Raw genomic sequence first — 20716 nt, 5'->3', positions numbered from 1 at the left:
TACCATGGCCCCGTGACTTCGACGGTGGCCCGAGACGTTTCGGGGGCGCGTACCTACCAGGTGCGCACCTATGGCTGCCAGATGAACGTCCACGATTCCGAACGCCTGGCCGGGCTGCTCGAGGCGGCCGGCTACCAACGGGCCGCCGACGGGACCGATGCCGACGTGGTGGTGTTCAACACCTGCGCCGTGCGCGAGAACGCGGACAACAAGCTGTACGGCAACCTCAGCCATCTGGCTCCGCGCAAGCGGGGCAATCCCGATATGCAGATCGCGGTCGGTGGCTGCCTGGCCCAAAAAGATCGAGACGCAGTGCTGCGCAAGGCGCCGTGGGTCGACGTCGTCTTCGGCACGCACAACATCGGATCGCTGCCCACGCTGCTCGACCGCGCCCGGCACAACAAGGTCGCCCAGGTAGAGATCGCCGAGGCGTTGCAGCAGTTTCCGTCGTCGCTGCCCAGCGCACGCGAATCCGCGTACGCCGCTTGGGTTTCCATCTCCGTCGGGTGCAACAACAGCTGCACCTTCTGCATCGTCCCGTCGTTGCGCGGCAAGGAAGTCGACCGCAGTCCGGACGACATTCTGGCCGAGGTGAGGTCCCTGGTGGACGACGGCGTGCTCGAGGTGACGCTGCTCGGCCAGAACGTCAACGCCTATGGGGTTTCCTTCGCCGACCCCGAGCTGCCGCGGAATCGCGGCGCCTTCGCCGAGCTACTGCGCGCCTGCGGAGAAATCGACAAGCTGGAACGCGTCCGGTTCACCTCCCCGCATCCGGCCGAGTTCACCGACGACGTTATCGAGGCGATGGCGCAGACGCCGAACGTGTGCCCGGCCCTGCACATGCCGCTGCAGTCCGGATCCGACCGGGTGCTGCGCGCGATGCGGCGGTCGTACCGCGCCGATCGTTATCTGGGCATCATCGACCGGGTTCGGGCGGCGATGCCGCACGCGGCCATCACCACGGACCTGATCGTCGGATTTCCCGGCGAGACCGAAGAGGATTTCGCGGCCACGCTCGACGTGGTGCGGCAGGCTCGGTTCGCGGCCGCGTTCACCTTCCAGTACTCCAAGCGGCCCGGCACCCCGGCCGCCGAACTCGACGGCCAGATCCCGAAAGCTGTTGTGCAGGAACGCTACGAGCGCCTGATCGAGCTGCAGGAGCAGATCTCGCTGGAGGGCAACCGCGCGCTGATCGGGCAGACCGTCGAGTTGCTCGTGGCCACCGGCGAAGGACGCAAGGACAGCCGGACATCGCGCATGACCGGACGCGCCCGCGACGGCCGGCTGGTGCACTTTTCCGCCGACACGGCGGTGCGGCCCGGCGACATCATCACCACGGCCGTCACCGGGGCCGCGCCGCACCACCTCGTCGCGGACGCCGGGGTGCTGACCCACCGCCGCACGCGGGCCGGTGACTCCGCAGGACAACGCCCGCGCGGCGTCGGCCTCGGCATGCCCGGTGTGGGGCCGTCCGCCGCCACCGCCCAACCGCTTGGATGCGCGCTATGAATGAACAGGAAAAGGAACACGCCGACATCGACGCCCTGCGTGCCGAAATCGAGGCCGCGGAGCGCCGCGTCGCGCGTGAGATCGACCCCGGCCCAAGGGCATTCGTCGTCGCCATTCTGGTGTTCGTGCTGCTGGGTTCGTTCATCCTGCCGCACACCGGCGCTGTGCGGGGATGGGATGTCCTGTTTTCCAGCCACGGTGCGGGTGCGGCCGCGCTGGGCCTGCCGTTGCGGGTGTTCGCCTGGCTGGCGCTGGTGTTCGGCGTCGGATTCTCGATGCTGGCATTGCTGACCCGGCGGTGGGCGCTGGCATGGATCGCGCTAGCGGGCACGGCGATCGCCAGCGGCGCCGGGCTGCTGGCGGTGTGGTCGCGCCAGACCGTGGCCGCCGGTCATCCCGGCCCGGGTGTGGGCCTGATCGTGGCGTGGATCACGGTGATTCTGTTGACGTTTCACTGGGCCCGGGTGGTGTGGGCCCGCACCATCGTGCAACTCGCGGCCGAGGAGCAAAGGCGCCGGATCGTGGCGCAGCAGCAGTCGAAGACGCTGCTGGACAGCCTCGACAAAAACGAAACCCCCGAAAAACCCGACGGTCCGGAAAAACCCGAAGCCTAGGTCCGCCGCGTCAGCGCCTCGGCCGCCGCGTCGGCCCACTGCCGCCACTGCGCGGCGTTGGCTTTGGCCTCCTCGGCTTCTTTGGTGCGGCCGGCCGCCTCGGCCTTGCGCGCCTGCTGTTCGTATTGCTCGGCCCGGGTCGCGAACTGCTCGGCGCGGGCCTGCGCCTGGGGATCGGACCAATCCGATTCACCGGCGTCGCGCACCTTTTTCTCGACCGCCCGCAGCCGCCGCTCCAACTCGGCGGAGCGCTCACGGGGGACTCGGCCGATCGCGTCCCACTTCTCCGCGATCGATCGCAGCGCCGCCCGGGCCGCGTCGTGATTGCTCGTGTCGAGCTTCTCCGCTTCGGCGAGCAGCGCCTCCTTGGCGGTGGCATTGGCCCGCAACTCCGAATCCTTTTCCGCCGCAGCGGCATTGCGTGCGGTGAAAAACGTGTCCTGGGCGGCCTTGAAGCGGCGCCACAAGGCGTCGTCGACGTCCCTGCTGGCCCGGCCCGCCGCCTTCCATTCGGAGAGCAGCTTGCGGAATTCCGCGCTGGTCGCGGTCCAGTCCGTCGAATCGGACAGCTCTTCGGCCCGTTCGCAGAGCCGCTCCTTGGATTCCCGAACCCCCGATCGCTCGCGGTCCAGCTCGGCGAAGTGGGCGCCCCGGCGCCGGTTGAAGGCTTCGCGGGCGGCCGAGTAGCGCTTCCACAACGCGTCGTCGACCTTGCGGTCCAGGCCGCTGATCGTCTTCCACTCGTCGAGGATCGCTCGCAGCCGGTCGCCGGCGATTTTCCATTGGGTCGAGTTTGCGGCCAGCTGCTCGGCCTCGGCCGCCAGCGCCTCCTTGCGGGCGGTCTGAGCGGCGCGATGCTCCTCGCGGCGGGACTTGTCGGCGGCCGCCGCCGCCCCGGCGTGCTCGAGCAGCGTCGTCAGCCGGCCCGCGAGGGCATCGATGTCGCCCAGTACGCACGCGGTCGGCAGCGCCTCGGCCAGTTCGGATGCGTGGGCTTTGATCTTGCGGGCATCGCCGGTACCCGACGTCAGCCGTTCTTCCATCAGCGTGATCTCGGTGGCGAGGTCATCGAACCGGCGGCCGAAGTGTGCGAACGCGGCCTCGCGGTCGCCGGCCTGCCAGGATCCGACGATGCGTTCGCCCGCCGCGCTGATCAGCCAGACGGTGCCGTCGTCGTCGACGCGCCCGAACTGGTGCGGATCGCTCGACGGGGGCACGGCGACCGGGTGGATTGCGGGCCGCGAAGTCGGTCGCGGCCCGGGTCGCGGTCCCGGACGCGGCGACGGCGTAGGTGAATCGTTGCCGCGGGGCTCGTCAGCGGTCATCGCTCGTCACCTGCCCTTTGCCACCTTCGCGCGGGTGGTGTTCCGCGCGCCTGCCGCGCGTAGCGGCACCGATACTTCCCTAAGCGCTTCCCACAGTATTCAAGCAGCTTGGCGGACTGTGCGCGGCCACCTTGGCAGCCCTCTATGGTGAGGGCCGGCGATAAGTATTGATGCGCTCGCCGCGCCGCGATTGTGGCCGGGATGGCACCCCGGTCGAACTACAGTCGAACTACAGTAGTCGAGAACCCGTATGAAACTGCACGTGTACGGAAAGCTTTGGGGGGAGCGCTGGTGAGGGGGTTCCCATGTCCAAAGTGGACGTCGCGGCACTGATTGCCTTGTGCGCGGCGCTGGCCTCCGCGATGGGCGACGTCATCCGGCAGCGATCCGCACACGAAATCACCGACAAACACGTCGGGCATCTCGAGTTGTTCCGTATGTCGTTGCGCGACAAGCGGTGGTGGTTGGGCGGCCTGGCGGCGATCGTCAACTACAGCCTGCAGGCCGGGGCCCTGGCGTGGGGGTCGGTGGTCTTGGTGACCTCGCTACAGGTGACCGCGCTTCTGTTTGCCCTGCCGATCTATGCGCGGCTGACCGGGCACCGGGTCACCCGCTGGGAGTGGATCTGGGCGATCGTGCTGGCCGGTTCTTTGGCGGTGGTCATCATCGTGGGCGACCCGACGGTCGGTCAGCAGCGGGGAGCGCTGTCCCAGTGGATCATCGTGGCTCTGGTCATGGGTCCCATCCTGGTGTTGTGTTTGCTGGGGGCGCGCATCTGGTCCGGTCGCCCGGTCGCGGCCGTGCTGCTGGCCCTGGTGGCGGGTTCGTCGTTGGCGTTGTTCGCGGTGCTGACCAAGGGCCTCGTCGAACTGCTCGAAGAAGGCTTGGGCGCCGCCCTGACTTCGCCGGAGTTCTTTCCGTGGCTAGTGCTGATGCTGGCCGGGATGATTTTCCAGCAGTCGGCCTTTCGTGCCGGGGCGCTGACCGCGTCGTTGCCGACGATGACCGTGGCCAAGCCGCTAGTCGGCGGGGTACTCGGGGTGTTTCTTCTCGGCGAGACGTTCGACGCCCACGGGCCCCAGGCGTTCGTGCTGGTCGCGGCGGTGGCCATGGTGATTGTCGCGACGGTAGCGCTGGCCCGTGGGGAGGCCGCGTCGATCGCGGCGGAGACTGGGCGCGACCTCAAGCGCACCGTGGCTCCCGCGGCGCAGGACGAACCGCCGCAGAGCGATGCGGCCCCGTCGGAGGAAAGCCGCACGATCACCTGACGCGGTCGATCCGTCCGTTAGTTTGGTGGCGTGCTGAGCGCCATCGCGATCATTCCCTCGGCGCCGGTGCTCGTCCCGCAGCTCGCCGGAACGGCCGCCGCCGAATTGGCCGACGCGTCCGCCGCGGTCCTGGCCGCGGCCGCCCTGCTGCCGCCGCGCTGGATCGTCGTCGGGACGGGACGAGCGGACGACGTCCTCGGTCCCGACGGCGTGGGCACCTTCGCGGGCTTCGGCGCCGACGTGCGGGTCCGGCTGTCGCCCCAAACCGCGGCCGAGCGACCGGCCGAGATGCCTCTGTGCGCGCTGCTTGCCGCCTGGGTTCGCGGCCAGGTCCGGCCCGAGGCCAGCGCGCGGGTCCACGTCTACCGCGATGACCACGACGCCGACACCGCGCTGACGCATGGCCGGCAACTACGCGCCGCGATCGACCGGGCGCCCGACCCTGTCGGAGTGTTGGTCATCGCCGACGGCGCCAACACCCTGACACCGAGCGCGCCCGGCGGCTACCACCCCGGCAACGCCGACGCCCAGCTGGCCCTCGACGACGCGTTGGCAACCGGCGATGCCGCCGCATTGACCCGGCTGGCGCCGGAGATCCGGGGCCGGGTCGCCTTCCACGTGCTGGCGGGGCTGGCCGAACCGGGGCCGCGATCGGCCAAGGAGCTCTACCGCGGAGCGCCCTACGGGGTGGGCTACTTCGTCGGCGCCTGGCAGCCGTGAGCCAAGCCGTGCGACCGCTCGCGATCATCGGCCCGACCGGTACCGGCAAGTCGCAGCTGGCGCTCGACGTCGCCGAGCGTCTCAGCGGCGAACTCGCGGTAGAGATCATCAACGCCGACGCGATGCAGCTCTATCGCGGCATGGACATCGGAACCGCCAAGCTGCCCGTCGAGGCCCGCCGCGGCATCCCGCACCACCAGCTCGACGTGCTCGACGTCACCGAGACCGCGACCGTCGCCCGCTACCAGCGGGCCGCCGCCGCTGACATCGACGCGATCGCCGCCCGGGGCGCGCTGCCGGTGGTGGTCGGCGGCTCGATGCTCTACGTCCAGTCGCTGCTCGACGACTGGTCGTTCCCCGCGACCGATCCCGCGGTGCGCGCGCGCTGGGAGCGACGGCTCGCCGAGGAGGGGGTGGGGCCGCTGCACGCCGAGCTGGCCCGGCGCGACCCCGCGGCGGCCGCCGCGATCCTGCCCACCGACGGCCGGCGCACGGTACGGGCGCTCGAAGTGGTGGAGCTCACCGGCCAGCCGTTCGCCGCGTCCGCGCCGCGCATCGGCACTCCGCGCTGGGGCACCGTCATCATCGGATTAGATTGTGACACAACGCTTCTCGACGAGAGATTGGCGCGCCGCACAGATACGATGTTCGAGCAAGGCCTGGTCGACGAGGTACGCGCACTCCTCAAACAGGGCCTGCGCGACGGCGTCACCGCCTCGCGTGCGCTGGGCTACGCCCAAGTACTCGCGGCGCTGGACGCCGGCGGCGCGTCCGACCTGCTGCGCGCGGCGCGCGAACAAACCTACGTCGGCACCCGCCGGTACGTGCGGCGGCAGCGCTCCTGGTTTCGCCGCGACCACCGGGTGCACTGGCTCGAGTCTGAAAAAGGCGAAGCCGACCGCACCCGCGTCGTCGACGAAGCGGTGCGGGCGTGGCGGCACGTATCCTGAGCTGGTGATCTTCGCTAAGGGGCACGGCACGCAAAACGATTTCGTGCTGCTGCCCGACGTCGGCGCCGAACTGGCGCTCACCCCGGAGTCGGTGGCCGCGTTGTGCGACCGGCGCCGCGGATTGGGCGCCGACGGCGTGCTGCGGATCACCACGGCCGACGCGGCCGTGGCCACCGGGGTGCTCGAGCGCCTGCCCGACGGCGTCGGGACGAGCGACTGGTACATGGATTACCGCAACGCCGATGGATCGATCGCTCAGATGTGCGGCAACGGTGTGCGGGTCTTCGCACACTACTTGCGGGTCAGCGGTCTGGAGTCGCGCGATGAGTTCGTCGTGGGATCGCTGGCCGGCCCGCGGCCGGTCACCCTGCACCACGCCGACGCGACCGACGCCGACGTCACCGTCGACATGGGCAAGGCGAACCGGCTGGGCAGCGGCGGCGACGCGTTTGCGGCCGTCGTCGGCGGCCGGCGATTCACCGGGCTGGCGGTCGACGTGGGCAACCCGCACCTGGCGTGCGTGGATCCGCGGCTGACCCCCGACGAGCTCGCCGCGCTGGACGTGGCCGCCCCGGTGCAATTCGACCGCGCGCAATTCCCCGACGGCGTCAATGTCGAAGTCCTCACCCCGGCCGTCGGCGGGGTGACTCACATGCGGGTCCACGAGCGCGGTGTGGGCGAAACCCGATCCTGCGGCACGGGAACGGTCGCCGCCGCGGTCGCCGCGCTGGCCGATGCCGGCGCGGACACCGGGACGCTGACCGTACGGGTGCCGGGCGGCGACGTCACGGTCACCATCACCGACGCCACCAGCTACCTGCGCGGCCCGTCGGTGCTGGTGGCCCGTGGCGAGATCAGCGAGGAATGGTGGCGCGCACAGCAGCGCTAAATCGGGTGCGCGCAACCGATTTAGCGTGCACTATTGCTAATTGCCTATGACTCATCCAGAAACTCCCTTTCACGATCAGCCGGATCTAGAACCCAGCGCGGGCGAGCTCGCCCTCGAAGACCGATCGGCGCTGCGCCGCGTCGCCGGGCTGTCGACCGAACTCGCCGACATCTCCGAGGTCGAGTACCGCCAGCTCCGGCTGGAGCGCGTGGTGCTGGTCGGCGTCTGGACGCAGGGCAGCGCCGCCGACAACCAGGCGAGCCTGGCCGAGCTGGCCGCCCTGGCCGAGACCGCCGGCTCGCTGGTGCTCGAAGGCCTCATCCAGCGCCGCGACAAGCCCGATCCGTCCACCTACATCGGCTCGGGCAAGGCGCAGGAATTGCGCGAGGTCGTCCTGGCGACCGGCGCCGACACCGTCATCTGCGACGGTGAACTGTCACCGGCGCAGCTGACCGCGCTGGAGAAGGCCGTCAAGGTCAAGGTCATCGACCGCACCGCGCTGATCCTCGACATCTTCGCCCAGCACGCCACCAGCCGGGAAGGCAAGGCGCAGGTGTCGCTGGCCCAGATGGAGTACATGCTGCCGCGGCTGCGCGGCTGGGGTGAGTCGATGTCCCGGCAGGCCGGTGGACGCGCCGGCGGCAGCGGCGGCGGCGTGGGTCTGCGCGGTCCCGGTGAGACCAAAATCGAGACGGACCGGCGCCGCATCCGCGAGCGAATGTCCAAGCTGCGCCGCGAGATCAAGGACATGAAGCAGGCTCGCGACACCCAGCGCAGCCGTCGGCTCGGCAGCGACATCCCGTCGATCGCCATCGTCGGATACACCAATGCGGGCAAGTCCAGCCTGCTCAACGCGCTGACCGGGGCCGGGGTGCTGGTGGAGGACGCGTTGTTCGCGACGCTGGAGCCCACCACCCGGCGCGCGGAGTTCGACCCCGGAACCAAATGGGCTCGGCCGTTCGTGCTGACCGACACGGTCGGGTTCGTCAGGCACCTGCCCACCCAGCTGGTCGAGGCGTTTCGCTCCACGCTGGAGGAAGTCGTCGACGCCGACCTGCTGGTGCACGTCGTCGACGGCTCCGACGTCAACCCCTTTGCCCAGATCGATGCGGTACGGCAGGTGATTTCGGAAGTCTTCACCCCCTACACGGCCGACCGCGACGGTGCCCCGCCGCCGGAGCTGTTGGTGGTGAACAAGGTCGATGCCGCAAGCGATCTGACGCTGGCCAAGCTTCGCCACGGGCTGCCCGGGGCGCTGTTCGTGTCCGCGCGCACCGGCGACGGCATCGACGCGCTGCGCCGCCGGATCGCCGAACTCGCGGCGCCCACCGACACCGCCGTCGACGTGGTGATCCCCTACGACCGCGGTGACCTGGTGGCCCGCGTGCACGCCGACGGCCGGGTACAGCAGGCCGAGCACAACTCGCAGGGCACTCGCCTGGTGGCCCGCGTTCCGGTCGCGCTGGCCGCGAGCCTGCGCGAGTTCTCCGCGAAGTAAGCCTCAGCCGGGCCCGGCCGCCCAGCCGCCGACCAACCGTCTGGTTGGTATATCTTGGGCGGCAGAGTCCCCGTCGCCCGGAGGTCAGTTATGAGCAGTGCCATCAAGTACCAGCGCACTCTTTTCGAGCCCGAGCACGATTTGTTCCGCGAGTCCTACCGCGCCTTCCTCGATCGTCACGTCGCGCCGTATCACGACGAATGGGAGAAGGCCAAGATCGTCGACCGCGAAGTGTGGCTCGAGGCCGGCAAACAGGGCTTCCTCGGCATGGCCGTGCCCGAGGAGTACGGCGGCGGCGGCAACCCCGATTTCCGGTACAACACGATCGTCACCGAGGAGACCACGGCCGGGCGCTACAGCGGCATCGGATTCGGCCTGCAAAACGACGTGGTGGCGCCCTACCTGTTGCGCCTGGCCACCGAAGAGCAGAAGCAGCGCTGGCTGCCCAAGTTCTGCAGCGGGGAGTTGATCACGGCGATCGCGATGACCGAGCCGGGCACCGGCAGTGACCTACAGGGCATCAAGACCCGTGCCGTCAAGCACGGCGATCACTACGTGCTCAACGGCTCAAAGACGTTCATCACCAACGGGATCAACTCGGACCTGGTGATCGTGGTGGCGCAGACGGATCCCGAGATGGGCGCGCAGGGCTTTTCGCTGCTCGTCGTCGAGCGCGGCATGAAGGGCTTCGAACGCGGCCGCCACCTGGACAAGATCGGACTGGACGCGCAGGACACCGCCGAGTTGTCGTTCACCGACGTCCATGTTCCTGCCGAAAACCTGCTCGGCGAGGAGGGCAAGGGGTTCATCTACCTCATGCAGAACCTGCCGCAGGAGCGAATCTCGATCGCGATCATGGCGGCCGCCGCGATGGAAGCCGTGCTGAACGACACGGTGCAATACACCAAGGAGCGCAAGGCTTTTGGCAAACCGATCGGCAGCTTCCAGAACAGTCGCTTCGTGCTCGCCGAGCTGGCGACCGAGGCCACCGTGGTGCGCGTCATGGTCGACGAGTTCATCCGGCTGCACCTCGAGGAGAAGCTGACGGCCGAACAGGCCGCGATGGCCAAGTGGTACTCCACCGAGAAGCAGGTGCAGCTGATCGACCGCTGCCTGCAGCTGCACGGCGGATACGGCTACATGCGCGAATACCCGGTCGCGCGTGCCTATCTCGATGCCCGGGTTCAGACGATCTACGGCGGCACGACCGAGATCATGAAGGAGATCATCGGCCGCGGCCTCGGTGTCTAGGCCGGAGGCGGCCGCCGTCGGCGCATCGCGCGGGACGCAATCGCGTTGGCGGCCAACGAAATGTGACCGTGCGGCAAATTGATCTATTTCGCGTATCGCCGTTTTGGCCGGGTAGATTCCGGGTCAATTGACGGCCTCGCGTACCGTCGGCACATGCGTTTGGATGCTGGCCGGTCGCGACATGGGTGCGGTCGCGCATCATTTCGACATCGGAGCGATATCCGTTTTCCCAAAATTCGTGATTTGGCTTCGCATTTTCTGCTCGCTGGAGCAAAGTTATGCGAGCCCGGCGATAATGCGTACCCACGCGGGTTAGTCACTCGCGGTGGGGGTATCACCCGCTCGCAGGGTCTGCAGGATGCGGGAATGGCCACAAACCGGGGCCTATCCGTCGGCTGGGAGGCTTGGTGAACGGGCAGGGAGGTCGATTGCGCAGGCTATTCGGGCGCGCGCTGATCAGCATGGCGGCCGCCGTGGCGGCCGCGGCATTCCTGGCACCCGGAGCCTCGGCATCCCCGATCGGCGACGCCGAGGCGGCCATGATGGCCGCGTGGGAGAAGGCCGGCGGCGACGGTTCACCGCTGGGCGCCCGGAAGGGCGACGTCTACCCGGCCGGTGACGGATTCGTCCTGGACTTCGACGGCGGCAAGATGTTCTACACCACCGACACGGGCGCCAAGTTCGTGTACGGGCCGATCCTGGACAAGTACGAGGCGCTCGGCGGCCCGGTCAACAGCGATCTCGGATTCCCGACCATCAACGAAGTTCCCGGCCTCGCCGGACCCGACAGCCGCGTGGCGACCTTCTCCGCCAGCGACAAGCCCGTGATTTTTTGGACGGCCGAGCACGGCGCGTTCGTCGTGCGCGGCGCGATGAACGCGGCGTGGGACAAACTCGGCAGCTCCGGCGGCGTGCTCGGCGCACCGGCCGGCGATGAAACCTACGACGGCGAGGTCATTTCGCAGAAGTTCAACGGCGGTCAAATCTCCTGGAACCGCAAGACCAAGGACTTCACCACCACCCCGCCGGCATTGGCCGACCAGCTCAAGGGTCTGCAGGTGGCGACCGATCCCACCGCGGCCATCAACATGGCCTGGCGTGCCGCGGGTGGCGCCTCGGGCCCGCTGGGCGCCAAGCAGGGCGGGCAATATCCCATCGGCGGTGACGGAATCGCCCAGAATTTTGCCGGCGGCAAGGTGTTTTTCAGCCCGGCCACCGGCGCAAGCGCTATCGAGAGCGACATTCTGGCCAAGTACGAGTCGGCGGGCGGGCCAGTAGGAAGCGACCTGGGGTTCCCGATCGCCAACGAGTCCGACGGCGGCATTCCCTCCAGCCGGAGTTGCACGTTCGCCGCTGCCGACAAGCCGGTGATCTTCTGGACACGCGAGCACGGCGCGTTCATCGTCCGTGGTGCCATGAAGGCCGCGTGGGACAAGCTTCGCGGTGCCGGCGGGAAGCTGGGCGCGCCGGTCGGCGATCAAGCCGTGGACGGCGACGTGATCTCGCAGAAGTTCACCGGCGGCAAGATCTCGTGGAACCGCGCGAAGAACACGTTCACAACCGAGCCGTCCAACCTGGCGCCGTTGCTCTCCGGCCTGCAGGTGTCGGGGCAGAATCAGCCCAGCGGCGCGGCGATGCCGCCCCACGCCAAGAAGTTCGCCTGGCATTCGTGGTATCTGCTGGTCGTCATTCCGGTCGCGATAGTGCTTGCGCTGCTGGCGTTTCTGCCCTTGGGGTTGCGCCGGCGTCGCGCCCGGCGGGAGGCCGCGGCGGCCGCCGCCTACCAGCACGACCGCGACGTCGACCTCGGCGGCTACGACGCCGTCGCCGACGGGCACTGGGGCCACGACTACGGCCACGAGGACGCTCACGAGGACGCCCGCGTCCACGCCGATGCCGCCACCGACCACTTCCTGTTCGGCGAGCCGCAACCATCCGAAGAGGCGGGCGACGAGTCCGGAGCCCGGGTCAGCTGGTCGCGCGGCGACGAGGCCGCCGCGGAATACGGCGGCGAATGGCCGCCCGCACCCGATGAGGGCGCGGACCGGTCGGGGATCGAGTCGGTGATCGAGTCGGGGATCGAGGAGGAAGACCCCGACGCGGTGGACACCGATTCCATACCCGTCGTGTCAGAGGAGGTTCTCGCCGGATCCGACTACCCCGAGGCCGCCTACCCAGAACCCGCCTACCCCGAGGCCGCCTACCCGGAGGCCGGCTATCCGGAAGAGGACGAACCGGCCTATCTCGACGTTGACGAAGCCCTTGAGGCCGAAGAAGCCGAATATCCGGACGTGGCCGTTCCGCATACCCCAGCGGATGCTGCCCATCCGGAGGACGCCTACCCCGCCGCGGCGCCGGAGCCGGTCGATTCGGACGTCGGGTATCCCGACGTCGCGGTCGCGCACACCGCCCCAGACGTCGCGGCACCGGGCGTCGTCCCCGCCGCCGGGCCGAGGCCTGGGCGGCACGCCGCCGTCGACGCCGAAGAGGTCTCGGGCCCGGCCGGACGCCCGACCATCCACCTGCCGTTGGATGATCCGTATCAGATGCCGGACGGATATCCCATCAAGGCCAGCGCGCGCTTCGGCCTGTACTACACCCCGGAGAGCGAGCTCTACCCGGACACGCTCGCCGAGATCTGGTTGTCCAGCGAAGAAGTCGCGCAGGCCAACGGCTTTACGAAGGCCGACTGACCCCGCTCGCTAAATCTTGCGGATCACCGTGACGACCTTGCCGAGCACGGTCGCCTCGTTGCCGGGGATGGGATCGAATGCGGGATTGTGCGGCATCAGCCACACCTGACCGCCCGCGCGCTTGAACGTCTTGACGGTGGCCTCGCCGTCGAGCATGGCGGCGACGATGTCGCCGTTGTCGGCGACATTCTGCTGCCGCACCACCACCCAGTCGCCGTCACAGATCGCGGCTTCGACCATGGAGTCGCCGACCACCTTGAGCAGGAACAGCGCGCCCTCGCCGACCAATTCGCGGGGCAACGGGAAGACGTCCTCGACCGCCTCTTCCGCAAGGATCGGGCCGCCGGCCGCGATGCGCCCGAGCACGGGGACGAAGGTCGGTTCCGGCAGGGCGTCCGAGCCGGCGACTTCGGTGGCGGGCACCGCCGCCGCCGGGACGTCGTCGACACCGCGGACGTCGACGGCCCGGGGCCGGTTCGGGTCGCGGCGCAGGTACCCCTTGCGCTCCAGGGTGCGCAGTTGGTGAGCCACCGACGACGTCGACGTCAGCCCGACGGCGTCTCCGATTTCCCGGATGCTCGGCGGATAACCGCGGCTGGTCACCGACTCGCGGATGACCTTGAGGATGGTGCGCTGCCGCTCGGTAAGCGATGGATCCACGGAATGCAACCGGCCGGCCGCGCCGGCGGCGGAAGTGTCGTTGCTGTCGCTCATGGCACTGAATGTAGCCCGCGGGCCGCCAAGAATCAAACATGTGTTCGACTGGCGTGTCGCGGCGTCATCGAACCGGGGTCGAACGACTCTAGGGGCGGTGAATTAAGACCCTAAAACGGGTGAATCACACGCGTGTAACTTTCGGGGGGACCGGGTACTTCTCCTGCATGTGAGGGGTGGTGGCCGAGGTTCGGCGACGAACTTGTCGGTACCGGGGTCTAACGTTTGGGTCGTCCGACACGCTTCGCTCAAATGTTCGGGTTTCGAACACACGAGCGACTATAGTCGAACACACGAGCGAGGATTTAGTTGACCGGAGGAATGGACATGACAGTCATCCACACAGTCTCGCCGCGTACCAGCGGCACCCGGCGCCCGGCCAGTGGGCTGGTCGACTGTCCCCGCTACGACGGGGAACGGCTGGTGCGCTCCCGCCGTCCGCGCTCGTCACGGCCGGCCGGCGCGCCCATGCGTTACCACGGCACCGGCGTCGCGATGTCGGTCGCGCCGCATCGCAAGCGTCCCGTCACGCTGCTGACGACGGTCGGGCTGGCCCTGCTCGCCGGGGTGATCACCCTGTGGCTGGGGCTGGTCGCGAACCTCGGGCAGCAGGCCAACGGCGACTCCGGCCCTAAGGCCGCCGCGGTGCCCGACAGGCTGGCCGTCGTGCGGGTCGAAGCCGGGGAGTCCCTGCAAGATGTCGCGCACCGGGTGGCGCCGGACGCGCCGGCTCGCCAGGTGGCCGACCGCATCCGCGAACTCAACGACCTGAACTCGCCCGCGCTGGACGCCGGCCAGACGCTGATCGCGCCGGTCGGCTGACGGCGTGGCGGCGCATTGCGAAAACCGCTCTACGCCAAGGCTGCTCGGCTCCCGCGGAGGTGGACGGATCCTTATCGCGGCGGTATTGGCCCCGGTGGGCGGCGCGCGGGTACGCTCGGAGTGTTCTGCGAGGTATCGGCACGGCGAAGGAGCGGTCATGCACTGTCCGTTCTGCCGGCATCCCGATTCCCGGGTGATCGACTCGCGGGAAACCGATGAAGGCCAGGCGATTCGGCGCCGCCGGTCCTGTCCCGAATGCGGGCGGCGGTTCACCACCGTGGAAACCGCGGTCCTTGCCGTCGTCAAACGCAGCGGCGTGACCGAGCCGTTCAGCCGCGAGAAGGTCATCAAAGGCGTCCGCCGCGCGTGTCAGGGCCGGCAGGTCGACGAGGACGCGCTGAACCTACTGGCCCAGCAGGTGGAAGACGCGGTGCGCGCCGCGGGCTCGCCGGAGGTCCCGAGCCATGAGGTCGGCCTGGCAATCCTGGGGCCGTTGCGCGACCTGGACGAGGTGGCCTACCTGCGATTCGCGTCGGTGTATCGGTCGTTCTCGTCGGCGGAGGATTTCGAGCGCGAGATCGAAGCGCTGCGCGCGCACCGCAACGTGCCGACGGATCCGGAACCGGCCACTCGCTAGGCTGTTTTCATGCCTGCCGACTTGCATCCCAACGTCGCGGCGCTGGCGCCTCTGCTCGGCACCTGGGCCGGTCGAGGCGCCGGAGAATACCCGACGATCCAGCCCTTCGAGTATCTCGAGGAAGTCGTGTTCTCCCATGTGGGCAAACCGTTTCTGGCGTATGCGCAGAAGACCAAAGCGGTGGCCGACGGCAAACCGTTGCACGCCGAGACCGGATACCTTCGGGTGCCGCAGCCGGGTCACGTCGAGCTGGTCCTGGCGCACCCGAGCGGCATCACCGAAATCGAGGTGGGCACGTATTCGGTGACCGGCCAGCGCATCGAGGTGGAGTTGTCCACCACCGACGTCGGGTTGGCCCCGACCGCCAAAGAGGTGTCCGCGCTTGGCCGTTCGTTGCGCATCGACGGCGACGAGCTGTCGTACTCGGTGCGGATGGGTGCCGTCGGGCAACCCATGCAGCATCACCTCGCCGCGGTGTTGCACCGAAAGTCCTGACCGGTCCCGGTGCCAGCCGGAACTCAATTCAGCTGTGTCACACCGTCATTGACGACGCGCCCGGCCACCCGAACCCAGCCCTCGGGGCTCCAGGTCGTCTCGATCATGGAGCCCTTGCCCTGCGTGATGCGCAGGTCCCGGCTGAGGTGGTCGGTGATCCGTATCGCCGCGGAGCCGGTCGCTTCGTCCTCCGGCACACCCAGATTCGCGGCGAACATGCGGGCTCGCAGCGATCCGGCGGTTTGATCGATCCACGCCCACAGGTAGTGGGCGGTGTCGTCGGGATAATCGGCGGGGTCGGCGGCGAGCAGGTCGTCAACCGTATCGAATTCGTGCACGAACAATTCGGGGGCCCACTCCGAGCGTGCGCTGATGACCGTCAGCTCATCCTGGTAGCCGACCTGCACGAGGCCGGCCGGCACCCGCAGCGTGTTGACCGGCATGCCGTTGTCGCGCAGCCACCACGACAGGCCGACGGTCGGATGTCCGGCGAACGGAATTTCGGTTCGCGGGGTGTAGATCGTGGCGTGCGCAGTGGGGGAGCCGGCGGTCGGGAGATCGACGAATATCGTTTCGCTGTAGCCCAATTGGGCGGCCAGCCGTTGCCGGTCGCCGGCGTCGACCTGACTCGCATCGACCACGCCGAGGGGATTGCCGAAGTTGCGGTCGGGATCGGTGAACACCCGCAGCACCGTGACGTCGATACCCATGGCCCGACTGTACGACGCTGGGCAATGCCGCGATTATCAGGTGGCGCTGCGTTCGTCGGAGCCCATGGCGTTGAGGACCGCGACGCGGGTGTCGGCCGGGCCGGAGACGGTTTGCGCGCCGCTGCCCGTGCGGAGCAACTGGCGAAGCGCTGCCTGGTCGTATTCGGCGGGCTCGGTGGTGTCGATGAAGCGCTGGACGACGTCGATGAAGCGGGCCGGGTCGTCGTGGAAGGGGAAATGGCCGGAGCGCTGAAAGATCTCCAGCCGGGAGCCGGGCATCGCGGCGTGTGCCATGCGGGCGTGGCGGACGGGGACCACTACGTCGCGGCTGCCCCAGATGATCTGCACTGGGATGGCCTCGGTCAAATAACATCGGTCCAGCATGGTGACGATCTGCCCGCGCCAGTCCACGACGGCGCGCAGGGTGCGGCTGAACGCCGCCGACGCCGTCGGTTCGGGTAGGTCGTCCAGTATCCGCAGCACGTTGGGCAGGTCACGGCCGAGGTCGGTCGACCCGATCGCCAGGCCCGCCAGACGCCCCGCCAGCTGAACCGCCGGCAGCACCAGGGGCAGCCGCAGTAGGGCCAGGGCTTCGCTGCCCATCGGCAACGACGCGAGCCGGAAGACGACGTTGACATCCTTGGTGACGCCGCCGGCGGCGACCAAAATCAGCCGATCGACCAGATGCGGGAATTGGTAGGCGAATTGCATCGCCACCCCGCCGCCCAGCGAATGACCCACGATGGTGACGCGCTCGATGTCGAGGACGGACAGCAGGTCGCGCATCCCGTTGGCGTAGGCGGCGACCGAGTAGTCGGCTCGCGGCTTGTCCGACTGCCCGTGGCCCAGCAGGTCGGGGGCGATCACGGTAAAACGTTGGGCGAGCTTGGCCTGCACCGTATTCCACGTGGTGGAGTTGTCGCCGATGCCGTGAATCAGCAGCAGGGCCGGGCCCGAGCCGGCGATGCGGAACGCCCGCTTGTAGCCGTGGATGGTTCGGAACTGCAGGGTCGGCGCGGTCACTTCCCGCACCGGGCGAAGATTGCTCTTTCGCTTCCGCTCAGTCATCCGCCCACCTCGTTGTCGGGCCAGTTCTGAGCGTTAGCCCGAGTCGTCGTCGTCGGACTTCTTCTCGGCCTGCTGCGCCAGGAATCGCTCAAACTCTGCGCCAATCTCCTCGCCGCTAGGCAGGTCCTCGTCGCGAGTCAGTAACGACCTGTTTGCCTGAGCGTCGATGAAGGCATCGTACTGGCGCTCGAGCGCGGCCACCACTTGGGCGACTTCCGCGCTGGCCTGCACCTGCTCGTCGATTTTGGCCCGGATTTCCGCGGCCGCTTCGGTCAGCTCCGACAGCGGCAGCTCCAGCGACCCGGACTTGGCCACCTGCTCGAGCAGCGCCTGCGCGGCCGCGGGGTAGTCGGTCTGCGTCAGGTAGTGCGGCACGTGCACGGTGAACCCGACGACCTCGTGGCCATGCTGGGCCATCCGGTACTCGAGCAGGTTGGACGCGCTGCCCGGGACCTGGATCTCGGAGATCCACGGCTGGAAGTCGGCGATCAGTTCCTTGTCGTTGGAGTGCGCGGTCAGCGTGATCGGCCGCGTGTGTGGCACTGCCATCGGGACGGTGCCCAGGCCGATCGTGCGGCGCACGCCCAGTCGCTCGGCCAGCAAGCGCACGGCGGTGACGAAGCGCTCCCACTTCAGATCCGGCTCCATGCCGGCCAGCAACAGGAATGGGGTGCCGACGCTGTCCCGCAACGCGTACAAGCTCAACTCTGGATCGTCGTAATTGGTGAAGTGGTCGGTCTTGAAGGTCATCAGCGGCCGCCGGGAGCGGTAGTCCAGCAATTCGTCGATCGCGAAGGACGCGACCAGCTCGGTGTCCAGGGCGTCCTTCAGGTGCGTGGCGGCCAGGCGTATCGCGTGACCGGCGTCGGAGAACCCTTCCAGCGCGTGCACTAGCACCGGGCCGCGGCCGTCTGACGTCGACAGCTGGGGTCCCGGGAATTCGAGCTCGTACATGCCGGGCTGCCCTCGCTGATAGAGCCCGTCGTCCCGGCTTTGATCGTGGGCCATCGGGGTTGCCTCCTTTCGGGGGTTTCTCCAGGGTGCCTTAAACCAGTGTCCCCCAAATCGATGGGCACCAATTACTGCAACGCTCGGGTGCCGGACCTTAATCTGTGCGGTGCCGTACGCCCCGCGCCGAGCAGGCAAAACTATCAACACACCGTGTCCGCGATGATTGTGCTTGCGAGCGCGTGGTCAGGCATGATTGCACTCAAATGCGCGTGCCGAGGGTGTTGCTGTGTGCGGTGATCGGGGTGGCGGCGTTGCTGACGTCGTGCGACCGGCCCGCCGATCATGCGCGCCCCACCATCACCGTCCCGGTGGCCACCGGCCCGTTGGTGCAGCGGATGAGCCAGCCCCAGCAGAAGGCGGTCGCGGGCCCGGTGGACCCGGACAGGCGCGTCGGCGCGATCTTCATCGACAACGGGCCGCTGCACGTCTGCACGGGTTCCGTCGTGCATTCGACGGGCGGGAACCTGATGATCACGGCGGCGCACTGTTTGGCCGGAGCCGCCAAGATCACCTTCGCGCCCGGCCTCGTCGGCGACGCCCAGCCCGCCGCGGTGTGGAAGGCCGACGCCGTCTACCTGGACCCGCGCTGGACGGCCGGCAAGGATCCACACGCCGATTACGCGATCGCGCGGGTCAGCAACGACGCCGGCACCTCGGTCGAATCACATGTCGGCCTGGCGCTCACGCTGGGTACCACGCCGCCGCCGGGCAGCCACGTCACGGTGATGGGCTATCCGGCCGGGGTCGGCGGCTCGCCGATCGGCTGTCAGACCAGCACGTCGGTCAACGATGCCGGCTTCCCCTCGGTGGTGTGCGAAGGGCTGGTGGACGGCACCAGCGGCGCGCCGTGGGTCAGCGGCACCACCCTCACCGGGCTGATCGGTGGCTTCGAGCGCGGCGGGTGCGCCGCGAACGTGTCGTACTCCGCCCCGTTCGACGCCCAAACCGCGCAGCTGCTGGCCCGCGCCGAAGCCGGCGGGCCCGGCGATCCCGTGCCGAACGACCTCGACGACAGCTGCTGACCTAGCGGCGGAACTGAGACAGCGCGCGCATCTTGTTGGTCACGTCGAGCGCGGCGACCTTGTATGCCTCCGAGAACGTCGGGTAGTTGAACACCGCGTCGACCAGGTAGTCGACGGTGCCGCCGCATCCCATCACGGCCTGCCCGATGTGCACCATCTCGGTGGCGCTGGTGCCGAAGATGTGGACTCCCAACAGTTTTCGGTCATCGGTCGACACCAGCAGCTTGAGCATGCCGTAGGAGTCCCCGGCGATCTGGCCGCGGGCCAGCTCCTTGTACCGCGCGACGCCGACCTCATAGGGCACCGCGTCCTTGGTCAGTTCCACCTCGGTCGCCCCGACGTAGGAGATCTCGGGAATCGAGTAGATCCCGATCGGCTGCAGGTCGGTGATGCCGTCGCACGCTTCGCCGAACGCGTGGTAGGCGGCCAGCCGCCCCTGTTCCATCGAGGTCGCGGCGAGCGCGGGGAAGCCGATGACGTCGCCGACGGCATAGATGTGTTCGACCTTGGTCTTGAACTTGTCGTCGACCCAGATCCGCCCGCGGCCCTCCACCTCGAGGCCGGCATTGTGCAGATCGAGGTGGTCGGTCTGGCCCTGGCGTCCCGCGGAGTACATGACCGTCTCGGCGGGAATCTGTTTGCCGCTGGCCAGCGTCGTGACGGTGCCGGCCGAGCCGACGTCGACGGCGGTCACCTCCTCGCCGAAGCGGAACGTCACCGCGAGGTCGCGCAGGTGGAACTTCAGCGCCTCGACCACCTCGGGGTCGCAGAAATCCAGCATGTCGTCCCGCTTTTCCACGACGGTGACCTTGGTGCCCAGCGCGGCGAACATCGAGGCGTACTCGATGCCGATCACGCCGGCGCCGACGACGACCATCGAGGCGGGCAGGGATTTGAGGTCCAGGATCCCGTCGGAGTCGAGCACCCGTTCCTCGTCGAACTCGACGCCGGATGGCCGGGCCGGTCGGGTGCCGGTGGCGATGACGATGAATTCCCCACTGACGGTGGTCATTTCCCTGCGGCCGGGGTCTTCGACGACGATGGTGTGCGGGTCGATGAATCGGCCGTGCCCGAGCAGCAGGTCGATTCGGTTGCGCATCAACTGGTTGCGCACCACGTCGACTTCCTTGCCGATCACGTGCTGGGTCCGCGCCAGCAGGTCGGCCGGCGTGATCCGGTCCTTCACGCGGTAGCTCGCGCCGTAGAGCTCGCGCTGATTCATCCCGGTGAGGTAAAGCACGGCCTCGCGCAACGTCTTTGACGGGATCGTGCCGGTGTTGACGCAGACACCGCCGAGCATGCGGCCGCGTTCGATGATCGCCACGGATTTCCCGAGTTTGGCCGACGCGATGGCGGCCTTCTGGCCGCCCGGTCCCGAACCGATGACGACGATGTCGTACTCCTGCATCGAACCCATGGGATAGACGATAAGGCCCACAGTCGCGACTTTCTCCACAGACGGACGGCCCGGTCCGCGGGCGCGAGCGCGGCCTGACGGTGGCGGCCGTCAGCGTGGGGCC

Annotated in this window: 19 protein-coding genes; 13 read left to right on the top strand and 6 right to left on the bottom strand. The window is 68.5% G+C overall.

Annotation, left to right across the window (positions count from 1 at the left end):
- Positions 1-12: 12 nt before the first annotated feature.
- Together miaB and A5736_RS14205 are read left to right on the top strand one after the other, a co-directional pair.
- The gene (gene miaB / locus A5736_RS14210) at positions 13-1509 is read left to right on the top strand and encodes a tRNA (N6-isopentenyl adenosine(37)-C2)-methylthiotransferase MiaB (protein WP_076122052.1); all 1497 of its coding nucleotides are present in this window, start codon (positions 13-15) and stop codon (positions 1507-1509) included.
- Complete coding sequence (locus tag A5736_RS14205) at positions 1506-2123, top strand: hypothetical protein (protein ID WP_076246874.1); 618 nt, start codon at positions 1506-1508, stop codon at positions 2121-2123. Before miaB ends, A5736_RS14205 begins: the two co-directional genes overlap by 4 nt.
- Here A5736_RS14205 and A5736_RS14200 read toward each other — a convergent pair.
- Positions 2120-3448 carry a DUF349 domain-containing protein gene (locus tag A5736_RS14200; protein WP_076246873.1) on the bottom strand — a complete coding sequence of 443 codons (1329 nt, stop codon included), beginning with the start codon at positions 3446-3448 and terminating at the stop codon, positions 2120-2122. The two genes, A5736_RS14205 and A5736_RS14200, sit on opposite strands and share 4 nt — an antisense overlap.
- A 305-nt stretch (positions 3449-3753) precedes the next feature.
- On the opposite strand from A5736_RS14200, the gene A5736_RS14195 reads away from it, so the two are divergent.
- The 7 genes from A5736_RS14195 (at position 3754) to A5736_RS14165 (ending at position 12717) form a co-directional block, all read left to right on the top strand.
- Positions 3754-4716 (top strand): DMT family transporter, encoded by a 963-nt coding sequence (locus tag A5736_RS14195; protein ID WP_076122055.1) that lies wholly within the window; start codon positions 3754-3756, stop codon positions 4714-4716.
- A gap of 30 nt (positions 4717-4746) precedes the next feature.
- Positions 4747-5436 (top strand): hypothetical protein, encoded by a 690-nt coding sequence (locus tag A5736_RS14190; protein ID WP_076246871.1) that lies wholly within the window; start codon positions 4747-4749, stop codon positions 5434-5436.
- Between the two features lie 8 nt (positions 5437-5444).
- Positions 5445-6386, top strand: a complete 942-nt coding sequence (gene miaA / locus A5736_RS14185; RefSeq protein ID WP_076246916.1) for a tRNA (adenosine(37)-N6)-dimethylallyltransferase MiaA — start codon at positions 5445-5447, stop codon at positions 6384-6386.
- Between the two features lie 4 nt (positions 6387-6390).
- Entirely contained in the window at positions 6391-7275 is an 885-nt protein-coding gene (gene dapF, locus A5736_RS14180) for a diaminopimelate epimerase (protein ID WP_076246869.1), read from the top strand.
- 46 nt (positions 7276-7321) lie between these two features.
- Positions 7322-8773, top strand: a complete 1452-nt coding sequence (gene hflX, locus A5736_RS14175) for a GTPase HflX (protein WP_076246868.1) — start codon at positions 7322-7324, stop codon at positions 8771-8773.
- Positions 8774-8863: 90 nt separating this feature from the next.
- Complete coding sequence (locus tag A5736_RS14170) at positions 8864-10024, top strand: acyl-CoA dehydrogenase family protein (protein WP_076122059.1); 1161 nt, start codon at positions 8864-8866, stop codon at positions 10022-10024.
- Positions 10025-10431: 407 nt separating this feature from the next.
- Positions 10432-12717, top strand: a complete 2286-nt coding sequence (locus tag A5736_RS14165) for a hypothetical protein (RefSeq protein ID WP_254848361.1) — start codon at positions 10432-10434, stop codon at positions 12715-12717.
- Positions 12718-12726: 9 nt separating this feature from the next.
- Here A5736_RS14165 and lexA read toward each other — a convergent pair whose 3' ends face one another.
- Entirely contained in the window at positions 12727-13431 is a 705-nt protein-coding gene (gene lexA / locus A5736_RS14160; RefSeq protein ID WP_076246865.1) for a transcriptional repressor LexA, read from the bottom strand.
- A gap of 327 nt (positions 13432-13758) precedes the next feature.
- Here lexA and A5736_RS14155 point away from each other — a divergent pair, with 327 nt between their 5' ends.
- From A5736_RS14155 to A5736_RS14145, 3 genes are all read left to right on the top strand, one after another.
- Complete coding sequence (locus tag A5736_RS14155) at positions 13759-14253, top strand: LysM peptidoglycan-binding domain-containing protein (protein WP_076122173.1); 495 nt, start codon at positions 13759-13761, stop codon at positions 14251-14253.
- 157 nt (positions 14254-14410) lie between these two features.
- Positions 14411-14890, top strand: coding sequence for a transcriptional regulator NrdR (gene nrdR / locus A5736_RS14150; protein WP_076122062.1), 480 nt, complete (start codon positions 14411-14413; stop codon positions 14888-14890).
- Positions 14891-14899: 9 nt separating this feature from the next.
- Complete coding sequence (locus tag A5736_RS14145) at positions 14900-15385, top strand: peroxynitrite isomerase (RefSeq protein WP_076122063.1); 486 nt, start codon at positions 14900-14902, stop codon at positions 15383-15385.
- 23 nt (positions 15386-15408) lie between these two features.
- Here the strand turns inward: A5736_RS14145 and A5736_RS14140 are convergent, their stop codons facing one another.
- The 3 genes from A5736_RS14140 to A5736_RS14130 are packed head-to-tail and all read right to left on the bottom strand — an operon-like array spanning position 15409 to position 18171.
- Entirely contained in the window at positions 15409-16095 is a 687-nt protein-coding gene (locus A5736_RS14140; RefSeq protein ID WP_076246863.1) for a PhzF family phenazine biosynthesis protein, read from the bottom strand.
- A gap of 36 nt (positions 16096-16131) precedes the next feature.
- Positions 16132-17163 (bottom strand): alpha/beta fold hydrolase, encoded by a 1032-nt coding sequence (locus tag A5736_RS14135; RefSeq protein WP_076122065.1) that lies wholly within the window; start codon positions 17161-17163, stop codon positions 16132-16134.
- Between the two features lie 33 nt (positions 17164-17196).
- Positions 17197-18171: a proteasome assembly chaperone family protein gene (locus A5736_RS14130; RefSeq protein WP_076246861.1), complete on the bottom strand. Its 975-nt coding sequence runs from the start codon at positions 18169-18171 to the stop codon at positions 17197-17199.
- Positions 18172-18377: 206 nt separating this feature from the next.
- On the opposite strand from A5736_RS14130, the gene A5736_RS14125 reads away from it, so the two are divergent.
- Positions 18378-19196, top strand: a complete 819-nt coding sequence (locus tag A5736_RS14125; RefSeq protein ID WP_076246859.1) for a serine protease — start codon at positions 18378-18380, stop codon at positions 19194-19196.
- A gap of 1 nt (position 19197) precedes the next feature.
- Here the strand turns inward: A5736_RS14125 and sthA are convergent, their stop codons facing one another.
- Positions 19198-20604, bottom strand: a complete 1407-nt coding sequence (sthA, locus tag A5736_RS14120) for a Si-specific NAD(P)(+) transhydrogenase (protein ID WP_139333311.1) — start codon at positions 20602-20604, stop codon at positions 19198-19200.
- Between the last annotated feature and the right edge of the window lie 112 nt (positions 20605-20716).

Source organism: Mycobacterium sp. SP-6446, assembly GCF_001954045.1.
GTDB lineage: Bacteria > Actinomycetota > Actinomycetes > Mycobacteriales > Mycobacteriaceae > Mycobacterium.
This window is presented reverse-complemented; position numbering and strand designations above follow the sequence as displayed.

Excerpts from the sequence above, each read along its gene's own strand:
- A5736_RS14205 (WP_076246874.1), top strand. The coding sequence starts at position 1,506 with ATGAATGAACAGGAAAAGGAACACGCCGACATCGACGCCCTGCGTGCC.
- A5736_RS14200 (WP_076246873.1), bottom strand. The coding sequence starts at position 3,448 with ATGACCGCTGACGAGCCCCGCGGCAACGATTCACCTACGCCGTCGCCG.
- A5736_RS14195 (WP_076122055.1), top strand. The coding sequence starts at position 3,754 with ATGTCCAAAGTGGACGTCGCGGCACTGATTGCCTTGTGCGCGGCGCTG.
- hflX (WP_076246868.1), top strand. The coding sequence starts at position 7,322 with ATGACTCATCCAGAAACTCCCTTTCACGATCAGCCGGATCTAGAACCC.
- A5736_RS14170 (WP_076122059.1), top strand. The coding sequence starts at position 8,864 with ATGAGCAGTGCCATCAAGTACCAGCGCACTCTTTTCGAGCCCGAGCAC.
- lexA (WP_076246865.1), bottom strand. The coding sequence starts at position 13,431 with ATGAGCGACAGCAACGACACTTCCGCCGCCGGCGCGGCCGGCCGGTTG.
- A5736_RS14155 (WP_076122173.1), top strand. The coding sequence starts at position 13,759 with ATGACAGTCATCCACACAGTCTCGCCGCGTACCAGCGGCACCCGGCGC.
- nrdR (WP_076122062.1), top strand. The coding sequence starts at position 14,411 with ATGCACTGTCCGTTCTGCCGGCATCCCGATTCCCGGGTGATCGACTCG.
- A5736_RS14145 (WP_076122063.1), top strand. The coding sequence starts at position 14,900 with ATGCCTGCCGACTTGCATCCCAACGTCGCGGCGCTGGCGCCTCTGCTC.
- A5736_RS14140 (WP_076246863.1), bottom strand. The coding sequence starts at position 16,095 with ATGGGTATCGACGTCACGGTGCTGCGGGTGTTCACCGATCCCGACCGC.
- A5736_RS14135 (WP_076122065.1), bottom strand. The coding sequence starts at position 17,163 with ATGACTGAGCGGAAGCGAAAGAGCAATCTTCGCCCGGTGCGGGAAGTG.
- A5736_RS14130 (WP_076246861.1), bottom strand. The coding sequence starts at position 18,171 with ATGGCCCACGATCAAAGCCGGGACGACGGGCTCTATCAGCGAGGGCAG.
- A5736_RS14125 (WP_076246859.1), top strand. The coding sequence starts at position 18,378 with ATGCGCGTGCCGAGGGTGTTGCTGTGTGCGGTGATCGGGGTGGCGGCG.
- sthA (WP_139333311.1), bottom strand. The coding sequence starts at position 20,604 with ATGCAGGAGTACGACATCGTCGTCATCGGTTCGGGACCGGGCGGCCAG.